Here is a 9,624-nt window from a genome sequence, read left to right as displayed (position 1 = left end):
TTGCAATACATTATTTGATGAAAAACGGTTCAGCACCGCTCTATTAAAACCTGAATATACCCAAGGGCATAAAAGCTCGTTGTCATGATAAGGTGATAGAGGCGGATACCATCAAGGCTACAATATAGTTAATTAAATCACTCAAACCATTCGCATCAGGAGCCGCTTCACTGTAGTCGAGAATAAAATTACGGGTTTGCTCTCTCAGTAATCTTACCGTCAATTCAGTAATTCGCTTTAAAAATCAATATTAAAACTTCATTGGCGGTGAATGTGTTCCACCTTGTGAAGGCCAATACTTCAATAACATCAGTCCGGTGAATGGCAAGTCATTTTGTGAAATCCCTCGCTCTTGTGCCAAAGATATTGATCTAGCATTGGACGATGCACATGCTGCCAAAGATGCATGGGGTACAACCTCAGTAACGGAACGATCAAATCTACTGCTAAAAATTGCTGACCGAATAGAACAGAATATTGATATTAAATATCTAGAGATTGCAGAAACCTGGGATAACGGTAAAGCCGTGCGTGAAACCCTTGCTGCAGATATTCCACTAGCTGTAGATCACTTCAGATATTCTACAGGCTGTTTGCGTGCGCAAGAAGGCTTAATCGGTGAAATCGACGAAAAGACAGTTTCATATCACTTTCATGAGCCACTTGGCGTTGTTGGACAAATCATCCCATGAAACTTCCCTATTCTTACATTTTTTATAGGATTAAATTAGACAACCCAAAATCTTGTTCTATTCTTTAGGCTCAAACAAGACGTTTAGCCGATAAAATGTTGTAATTGCCGAGGTAAAGGATGTACAAGGTAGCTGTATTTATCGTTATGATTATTGTGTCTTCAAATGCAGTTGGAGACGAGTTAGATTACGTTTCAAGTGAACAAAAGTATAATGAAAACGCTTTGAACAATGACGTTGCAGATTCAATTGAAACTATTTTAAATCAGCAACACAAGCAGCACATTGATGCTCTTTGTAAAAAGCTTATAACTGAGCATTTAGAAAAGTTTAGATGGTTAAGTAAACTGAATGCAAATGAGCAAGTTTATTTAGATAACAAACACAGAGTCAAATTAACCTGAGCTCAGGTTAATTCACAACGGTGAAGAGAGCTAAAAGCTCTCTTCTTCATTAAATGGCGATTAAGCATTGCCCTTCACTTTCATATTCATTTCTTTGGCAAAATTTAGCATACGATCTAATGGTACTAATGCATCATCACGTAATGCGTCATCTACAAAGATTTCATGGTCTTTTGTATCTGTAGCAGATAATGAAGCTTCAATTGCTTTCAAGCCATTCATAGCCATCCAAGGACAATGAGCACAACTCTTACATGTTGCACCATTTCCGCCTGTCGGCGCTTCAATTAACGTTTTACCTGGAGCTGTCTGTTGCATTTTATAAAAAATGCCCTTATCAGTGGCAACGATAAAGGTATCATTTTCCATTTCTTGAGCGGCTTTAATTAATTGGCTTGTTGAACCAACAGCATCAGCCATTTCTACTACACTGGCTGGAGATTCAGGATGTACTAATACTGCAGCATCAGGATATTCTTTCTTCAAATTCACCAATGCTCGAGCTTTAAATTCGTCATGAACAATACACTCGCCCTGCCACATGAGCATTTCGGCACCTGTTTGTTTGGCAATGTAACTGCCTAGGTGACGATCAGGTCCCCAAATAATTTTTTTATCTTCACTGTCTAAATGTTCAACGATTTCAAGCGCAATACTTGACGTTACGACCCAATCTGCACGTGCTTTAACAGCAGCTGAGGTATTAGCATACACAACAACGGTGTGATCAGGGTGAGCATCACAAAAATCACTGAATGCATCGATTGGACAGCCTAAATCGAGTGAACAAGTCGCTTCAAGATTAGGCATTAATACTGTTTTTTCTGGCGATAGAATTTTCGATGTTTCGCCCATAAATTTAACGCCGGCAACTATTAGGGTTTTAGCGGGATGATCACGACCAAAGCGAGCCATTTCTAAAGAGTCAGAAACACAACCCCCCGTCTCCTCTGCTAATGCCTGAATTTCAGGATCGGTATAATAATGGGCAACAAGAACAGCGTCACGCTCTTTTAATAGTTGTTTAATACGTTCTTTATAATGACTTTTTTCATCTACAGATAATGGAACTGGTTTAGCTGGAAATGGATAATCAATGGTTTCTATTTGTGGTGCCGCCTGGCTCATAATGCGTCCGAAAATTACAACAATTTTTCAATTATATTAAATCATATTATGAAAAGCGAATGGCACATGCGTAAGAAATGGAAAGTTTTGCTTAACGATGTGCGTTTACAAACACTCTTATATTGAGATAATATTATAACAAATTGACATATTATGTCTTAAGTCGTATTTTGGAATACAATTTTTAACATTAAACCAATACATTTAAGTTAGTATTTGAAACGTTCAAAATATTGATAAAAGGAATTATGATGAAATCAGCTACTGTTTTCGGTGCAATCACCGATATATTCTTATCGCCAACTAAGGCTTTCAATGGATTAAAAGAAGCAAAAGGATGGTCATGGTCAGCCTTTCTTTTAATCATTCTCTTTTCATCAGTTGCAATGTATTTATTCTATACAACTGTTGACCCTAACTACCTTGTCGATCAACAAATTGCTGCACTCGGAGACGAGTTAACGGCACAAGAACATGATGCTGCAGTTAATGGCATAAAGCAATTTGCTGACATTCAAATTTATTTTGCTATTTGTGCACCAATTGTTGCCATTGCGTTGTTTAATGCACTTTATGCATTCTATTTCATGCTGATCAGCAAAATTGACCCACAGTCTGATATGAAATTTGGTGCTTGGTATGGATTCAGTATCTGGACAATGATGCCAGCAGTAATTAATAGTTTAGGCACGATTATTCTGGTTACGACGGCAAAGACAGATCAATTGAGTCAATCTATCTTCAACTATGCATCGTTAAATCAACTCGTACTAAATTTAGATATCCATAATGCGTATTATGGGCTTGTTGAGAGTATTGGTTTATTTACTGTTTGGGGAATGATTCTCACTATTATTGGTCTAAAAAGCTGGACGAATTTTACTAAGAACCAAGCTGTAATATACGGACTTTTACCGTCAGTTGTGATTTTTGGTATTTGGTTCCTAATAGCAACCTTAAAATAATAGACTTTATCTTTAGCCAGTTCCGAGTGTGCTGGCACTTCAGGGATCAACAATGAAAAAAATCATTATCATCGTTTTAGCTGTTGTTGCGTTTGCGGGAATTCTAATAAGCAAACAAGTCACAGATAATCAAGATACCGTAAAGCTAGAAGTTACTCACCCTTCTACGGGAAGCATAGCAGATACCATTTTGGCTTCTGGTAACCTCGTTTTTAATACCCAAGTACAGCTTCGCTCAGAAGTGACTGGTCGTGTTGCAAAGGTCTTAGTTGAAGAGGGACAAACAGTCAAAAAAGGCGACATCTTAATGGAGCTAGATACTAAAGCTTTTAAAGCGGATGTTGAGCGTTCTAAAGCTGTTGTACAAGCCAGTGAGATTGAAATACAAAAAACACACGTTAACTTAAAAAATATTGAACGACAGCTCACTCGCCAACAAAAGATGTTCGCCCGAGGCCTTTCTGATGCCGAAACTTACGACAACCTTAAAAACAGTCGTAATCTTGCGCTTATTGATATTCAATCTAAAAAAGCACAGCTTAAGCAAGCTCAAGCTTCCCTTTCAATTGCAGAGGACAGATTAAGTAAAAGCGTATTTAGGGCACCAATGACTGGTCTTTTAGCTTCAGTTGATATTAAAGAAGGTGAAACTGTTATTGCAGGCACAACTAATATTGTGGGTTCAGATCTCATGCTGATTGCTGATCCAACTGCAATCTTAGCTGAACTAAGAGTTGATGAAACCGATATAGCGAGTATTCAACTTGGTCAAAAAGCCGATATTTTTGCTGCGGCCTATGCTGATGATCCTTTTATTGGAAAAGTCATAAACATTGGCACTTCAGCAAAAGCTGAGCAAGGTTCGAATGCTTTATCATTTAAAGTTAAAGTGTTACTTGACCATACTAAGCGACGTTTATATGCAGGAATGAGCTGCCGTGCAGAAATCGCAACATCTATATCTAATCATGCTGTAAAACTGCCGATCGAAGCTGTACACCAAGAAGACGACAAATATTTCGTTTGGAAAGTGGATACTGATGATAAGGTTTCCAAAAAGTTCGTCACTGTAGGCATTTCATCAGATATTGAGCAAGCCATAAAAAGTGGCTTAACAACCAAAGATAGAGTTGTTGTTGGCCCAGCTAGACCTGTAAGTAAACTAAAAGAAGGCGATGTAATTCATCCTGATAATACATCGAAAAAAACCGCTTCTGAAAAGGAAAGCGTATGAGTAAGGTGATCGATTTAAAGAAAATTTCGAAACACTACGAGATGGGCGAACAAACTTTCAAAGCTTTAGATGACGTTAATGTATCAATATCTAAAAATGAATACGTTGCCATTATTGGTCCATCAGGTTCTGGCAAGTCAACATTAATGAATATTTTAGGCTGCTTAGATGTTCCGTCTGAAGGTGAATACCTTCTAAAAGGTAAACTGGTTAAGAACATGTCTGAAACTGAGCTTGCGCATCAGAGAAACGAAAGTGTTGGATTTATCTTTCAAAGTTTCAATTTGATTCCTAGAGCTACGGCTTTAGAAAATGTAATGCAGCCGCTAGTATATCGCTTTATTGCAGCCAAAAAGCGCCGAAGAATGGCAATTGAATCGCTTAAGCGTGTAGGGTTAGGCGATAAAGTACATCATCTTTCAAGTCAACTTTCTGGTGGTCAAAGGCAACGAGTTGCTATTGCCAGAGCGTTAGTGACAAAGCCACATATTCTCTTAGGTGATGAACCCACAGGTAACCTCGACAGTAAAACTACTCGGGATATCATGTCATTGTTTGATGAACTTCATAATGAAGGCCATACCATTATATTAGTGACACATGAACAGGATATCGCCGATCACTGTAATAGAGTCATTCGCTTAGTAGATGGTAAAGTCGTTGCTGATACCGTAAAAGTAAAGGAGGAGCGATTGCATGTTTAAATCCGCTCTAGCGATTATGGAAGGGACTAAAGCTGCACTAGCTGCAATTCGAGCCAATGCGATGCGCTCTGCTCTCACCTGCCTAGGTATTATCATTGGCGTAGCAGCAGTAATTACCGTTGTTGCAGTAATGCAAGGTTTCACTAAACAAATCAACGATCAACTTGCTGACCTCGCACCTGATGTTACTACAGTTAAACCATATACTAATCCAAGATTAGAGATGCTAGGTAAAAGAAGTAAGCTTACTTATGAAGACTTTTTGATTTTAAAAAGCAAAATCAAACAAGCCGAAACCATGACTGCAATCATGTATAGCTGGCGCTTTTCTGGCGGCGCACAATATGGAAGTTATACCCACAGTACTCGGGTCGAAGGCACTGAGCAAAGTTATCAAAAAGCATACAGAACATTTCCCGAACAAGGCCGATTTATTCGTGAAGAAGATGATAAAAAGCGCCGCAGAGTAGCCTATATAGGTGCCAGTATAATAGAAAAATTACACTTACCTGAAAATCCCGTAGGGTCTTATATTAAACTCGGTAATGAGTGGTTTCTTATCATCGGCGTTGCAGAAAAACTGGGGAGCTTATTTGGTTTTGATCAAGACGATTATATACGTATACCTATTAGCACGATGAATGCACTAGAAGGGAGTAATAAACATCGCAGCAACGTCCAAATAATGTACCGCTTAAAGCCTGATGCTAAAGAAGAAGTCGTTCAGCAATCTATACGAAGAATTCTGAGACAGCAGCATAAGATTTCATCTGGTCAGGACGATGACTTCGAATTCGAAACTTCTGAAAAATCAAAAGAGAACTTTGAAAAATTCACCAATAGTGCAACAGGTATTACTGCTGGGATTGTTGGCATCAGTTTAATTGTTGGCGGAATTGGTGTCATGAATATCATGCTAGTGTCTGTCACCGAACGAACAAGAGTGATTGGTACATTGAAAGCACTGGGAGCCACTCCTGGATTTATTATGCTTCAGTTTTTAGTCGAAGCTGTTGTTCTATCTTTGTTTGGTGGCGCAATTGGCTTGGCAATTGGATATGGATTATCAGGGCTAATTACCGTATTGATACCTAGTATGCCTGGCTCTTACATACCAGCTTGGGCTGTGTTCCTTTCTTTTGGATTTACATCGGCGATCGGTATTATTTTTGGATTAGCGCCTGCAATTAAAGCTGCAAGACTAAATCCAATTGATGCTCTGAGGTATGAATAATCCCTATGATTAAAGGCTTCTTTCGGAAGCCTTTAATTTTTATAATTTAAAATGCTTCTTCCAGTTATCAAGTTGTGTTGGCGTAATCCCTACTCCACCGCACACAATCACTAAAATATTTCTATAGTGTTTAAGTTGATTATGCTTATGATGGTATGCAACAGATAGGCTGGCACTACATGCTGGTTCAACAAGCATTCTATGTTCGTTCAAAAAACGATAACATGCATCAACTGCGTCAGAATCTTCTACGCTGATAGCCATCACTCTCCCTGTTTTGGTCAATTCAAAAGCAGACTCTGCAACTTGACTGGCACCTAAAGATGTAGCGATTGAGCTGATTGCATCTAAAGAAATACGTTTATTTAATGACATGGATTGAGCTAATGCATCGGCTCCGATTGTTTCTACCGCAAACACTGGGATATCTGATAAACCATTTTTTTCAAGTCCTTTTGCTACTCCCAGTAACAGACCACCTCCGCCAACAGACAATAAAACTGCATCTGGTGTCACACCTTGCTCAACGACTTCATCAATCATCGATGCGTGCCCCTGCCATAGTAAGGGGTCATCATAAGGATGAATATAAGCACTTTCATCATCAAGCAGAGATAGTGCATATTCATGAGCCTCAAACCATACATCACCATGAACGATCACTTTTGCACCTTCTTGCTCAATTAACTCAATGGCCTTTTGCTTAGTCGTTTTCGGGACAACAATGGTGACAGGTACATTTAATTTTCGACCACAGTAGGCAACTGCTAAACCAGCATTCCCACCGGAAGATGCATATAACTTTTTTGCGCCATGTTGAATATAATATTCACACGCATTACCCACACCCCTCACTTTAAAAGATCCTGATGGCTGACAGTTCTCTAATTTTAACCAAACTTTAGTGTCGGAATTCTGGGGTATCGACAAACTTTGGATTAAAGGCGTTTGTATATGCAACATATTTTCAGACCGTTTTATCAATTATCTTAACCTGATCTCGGGATAATGAAATCACTAACACATTTTAAATTATCAATATTTTTCCATATCGTTCAACAGTGTCCCTAGTTTTGTTCAGTTCAAGGCTTGAGTGTGGGAGCACTCAAAACGCAGAAATGAGCAGAAATAGAGGTACTGGTGAGATTTGCTTATCCCGAGTTCAGGTTATCTTAAAATGGATTAAGGGAATAACCTTCACTATGCAAAATTGCATGTGCCGTCATCGCTGACAGAGCCATATCTACATTCGGTAGCAAATCTTTTTGAGACAAACCATAGTAGGCCGCACTTTGTCCGCAAATATAAATTTTTACGCCAAAAGCAATAAGCTGCTTCACAATATTTTGGTTTGCATTAGCACTTCCTGAATGGAGTTTTGAATAAAACGAGTGGTTAGCTAAATCTGTTACCGACTTTCCATGCACCACCATTGCAACCTTAATATCTTGCTTTGGGACGCCGTTTGCGACATGCATATTGATAAAACGACCTAATGTATCTAGGTTACGGTTAATTTTTCCAACATCACTCGCTTTGCTCATATCAAAAGCAACATGAAACTTCATATTCTTTGGAATTGAGACCGATGTATTTACATCTGCAATTTTGCCAAAACTTTTGAACACAGGTCCTTGATGAAACGCTTCGATTCCAGCAAAAGACTGAAAGGCACACAAAATACTAAACAAACCAATCCCTAGTCTTTTAAACATCTTATTTTTTCCTTTTTGCTAAGATTCTGTCTAATTGATTACCAAACGCCTGCCGATCACTCTGACTCAGAGGTGCTGGCCCACCAGTATGCACACCACTTGCTCGCATGGTGTCTAAAAAATCTCTCATATTTAGGCGTGACTTTATATTCTCGGTCGTGAATAACTCACCTCTTGAGCTTAAGGCTAATCCGCCTTTCTCAATCACATCATTAGCAAGCGGTAAGTCACTCGTAATTACTAAATCTCCAATTTCAGTAAATTCAACAATTTTGTCATCAGCTACATCAAATCCGCTTTCAACCCTAATTGACTGAATGACTTTAGAGTTAGGTGTCTGAATAAATTGATTAGCAACTAAAATTAGTTGAGTTTGAGTTCTTTCTGCAGCTTTAAACAAAATCTGCTTAATGACCACTGGGCAAGCATCTGCATCTACGTATATTTTCACAAATTTTCCGAATCGTTATTTATAGTTTTACTATATCTAAATTAATCTGATAAAAATAATAAATTCTATTAGAAACACTAGGGGTTGTTGATCTTTGTTGATATTTTCAGCAATGATTATTTTTGACGATAACAAAGCGGAACAAGCGTTATTTAGTTATTCTAAATGAGCGCAGTGACAATGCAGATAGCGTTAAAAATAACCATTGCTGCTTTCAAACTATTTAACAACAAAACCACAATAAGTGCCGCTCAACCCCTGACTCTTCTACACAAATGTCAGATAAGTTGAACTTATTATAAATCCATTGATCTGATCTAGAAATTTCTTCACTGAGAACAACGAATCTTGTCAATTTATCATCATAGCCAATGGTCAACAGCCCACTTCGAAAAAGCAAATACTGGCGATACACGAAGAACAAAGCGTCTAATTGAAACGGCTACGGATATGGTGCGTTGTAGTGGCAAATCAATCGCTTTATCATGCCAAGGTGACGAGGCAAAGCAGGAAGGAGCTTACCAATTGATGCGTAATGACTTGGTTACACCAGAAGTAATACGCTGCTCAGGATTTAATTACACAGCTGAATAAGCACAATCATATTCAGAAATTTGCTACGGTTACTTTAAAAACTCAAGATGAAATGAGGCCTGTTAATATGGTATACGCTCAAGAAAAAATCTCAAAAAAAGAGGTGGAGCCGTTACGCTGGGTACTACTGACAACCGAGCCAGTTGAAACCTTATCTCAGGCATTGCGTGTGATAGATATTTACACCGCAAGGTTGCGAGTTAAAGACTTCCATAAGGCTGGAAAACTGGTGCAGGAGCTGAACGCCAAAGAATGACGGAGCCGAAAAACTTAGAAAGAGCTGTATCCATTTTAGCTTTTATCGGTGTTCGATTTCTGCAACTCAAAGAGGCAATAACTATTCCATATTACTTGCGTAAGAAAGGATTAATAGACGCAGCTACTTAACAACCACCGTCTGAAAGACGGTGGGTTACACTATGCAGGCTGAAAGCCCGCTCCTATACGACATCACTCCAAATCAAAATTATCGTTATCTTTTCGCTCAAAGTGATGCTGTAAAT

Annotated in this window: 10 protein-coding genes and 2 pseudogenes; 8 read left to right on the top strand and 4 right to left on the bottom strand. The window is 38.6% G+C overall.

Annotated features, from left to right (window positions below):
- Nucleotides 1-230: 230 nt before the first annotated feature.
- A pseudogene (locus tag JQC92_RS19195) lies at nucleotides 231-689 on the top strand (aldehyde dehydrogenase family protein); the annotation flags it as partial.
- 122 nt (nucleotides 690-811) lie between these two features.
- Nucleotides 812-1,096: a hypothetical protein gene (locus JQC92_RS19190; protein WP_205001162.1), complete on the top strand. Its 285-nt coding sequence runs from the start codon at nucleotides 812-814 to the stop codon at nucleotides 1,094-1,096.
- A 60-nt stretch (nucleotides 1,097-1,156) separates the two neighbouring features.
- On the opposite strand, the gene nadA is transcribed toward JQC92_RS19190, so the two are convergent.
- Nucleotides 1,157-2,224, bottom strand: coding sequence for a quinolinate synthase NadA (gene nadA, locus JQC92_RS19185; protein ID WP_205001161.1), 1,068 nt, complete (start codon nucleotides 2,222-2,224; stop codon nucleotides 1,157-1,159).
- A gap of 251 nt (nucleotides 2,225-2,475) precedes the next feature.
- On the opposite strand from nadA, the gene JQC92_RS19180 reads away from it, so the two are divergent.
- Genes JQC92_RS19180 through JQC92_RS19165 form a run of 4 tightly spaced genes read left to right on the top strand, consistent with a single transcriptional unit; the run spans nucleotide 2,476 to nucleotide 6,361 of the window.
- Nucleotides 2,476-3,189, top strand: coding sequence for a YIP1 family protein (locus JQC92_RS19180; protein ID WP_205001160.1), 714 nt, complete (start codon nucleotides 2,476-2,478; stop codon nucleotides 3,187-3,189).
- A gap of 52 nt (nucleotides 3,190-3,241) precedes the next feature.
- The gene (locus JQC92_RS19175; protein WP_205001159.1) at nucleotides 3,242-4,423 is read left to right on the top strand and encodes an efflux RND transporter periplasmic adaptor subunit; all 1,182 of its coding nucleotides are present in this window, start codon (nucleotides 3,242-3,244) and stop codon (nucleotides 4,421-4,423) included.
- Nucleotides 4,420-5,127: an ABC transporter ATP-binding protein gene (locus JQC92_RS19170; protein ID WP_205001158.1), complete on the top strand. Its 708-nt coding sequence runs from the start codon at nucleotides 4,420-4,422 to the stop codon at nucleotides 5,125-5,127. Before JQC92_RS19175 ends, JQC92_RS19170 begins: the two co-directional genes overlap by 4 nt.
- Nucleotides 5,120-6,361 (top strand): ABC transporter permease, encoded by a 1,242-nt coding sequence (locus tag JQC92_RS19165; RefSeq protein ID WP_205001157.1) that lies wholly within the window; start codon nucleotides 5,120-5,122, stop codon nucleotides 6,359-6,361. The genes JQC92_RS19170 and JQC92_RS19165 overlap by 8 nt, the downstream gene beginning before the upstream one ends.
- A gap of 39 nt (nucleotides 6,362-6,400) precedes the next feature.
- Here the strand turns inward: JQC92_RS19165 and JQC92_RS19160 are convergent, their stop codons facing one another.
- The 3 genes from JQC92_RS19160 to JQC92_RS19150 all read right to left on the bottom strand — a co-directional run bounded on the left by JQC92_RS19160 (nucleotide 6,401) and on the right by JQC92_RS19150 (nucleotide 8,527).
- A complete protein-coding gene (locus JQC92_RS19160; protein ID WP_205001156.1) occupies nucleotides 6,401-7,324 on the bottom strand; it encodes a pyridoxal-phosphate dependent enzyme in 924 nt (307 codons plus the stop codon).
- A 209-nt stretch (nucleotides 7,325-7,533) separates the two neighbouring features.
- Nucleotides 7,534-8,076 carry a DsrE family protein gene (locus JQC92_RS19155; protein WP_205001155.1) on the bottom strand — a complete coding sequence of 181 codons (543 nt, stop codon included), beginning with the start codon at nucleotides 8,074-8,076 and terminating at the stop codon, nucleotides 7,534-7,536.
- Nucleotide 8,077: 1 nt separating this feature from the next.
- Nucleotides 8,078-8,527: a YaiI/YqxD family protein gene (locus JQC92_RS19150; protein ID WP_205001154.1), complete on the bottom strand. Its 450-nt coding sequence runs from the start codon at nucleotides 8,525-8,527 to the stop codon at nucleotides 8,078-8,080.
- A 348-nt stretch (nucleotides 8,528-8,875) separates the two neighbouring features.
- Between JQC92_RS19150 and JQC92_RS19145 the strand changes: the two genes are divergently transcribed.
- Together JQC92_RS19145 and JQC92_RS23305 are read left to right on the top strand one after the other, a co-directional pair.
- On the top strand, nucleotides 8,876-9,121 hold the full coding sequence (locus JQC92_RS19145) for an IS4/Tn5 family transposase DNA-binding protein (protein WP_205001153.1): 246 nt from the start codon (nucleotides 8,876-8,878) through the stop codon (nucleotides 9,119-9,121).
- Between the two features lie 61 nt (nucleotides 9,122-9,182).
- A pseudogene (locus tag JQC92_RS23305) lies at nucleotides 9,183-9,502 on the top strand (IS4 family transposase); the annotation flags it as partial.
- Nucleotides 9,503-9,624: the final 122 nt, after the last annotated feature.

Source organism: Parashewanella hymeniacidonis (genome assembly GCF_016900895.1).
Taxonomy (GTDB): Bacteria; Pseudomonadota; Gammaproteobacteria; order Enterobacterales; family Shewanellaceae; genus Parashewanella; species Parashewanella hymeniacidonis.
Note: the sequence above shows the minus strand (reverse complement) of the source record. Positions and strands in the feature narration are given on the sequence as shown.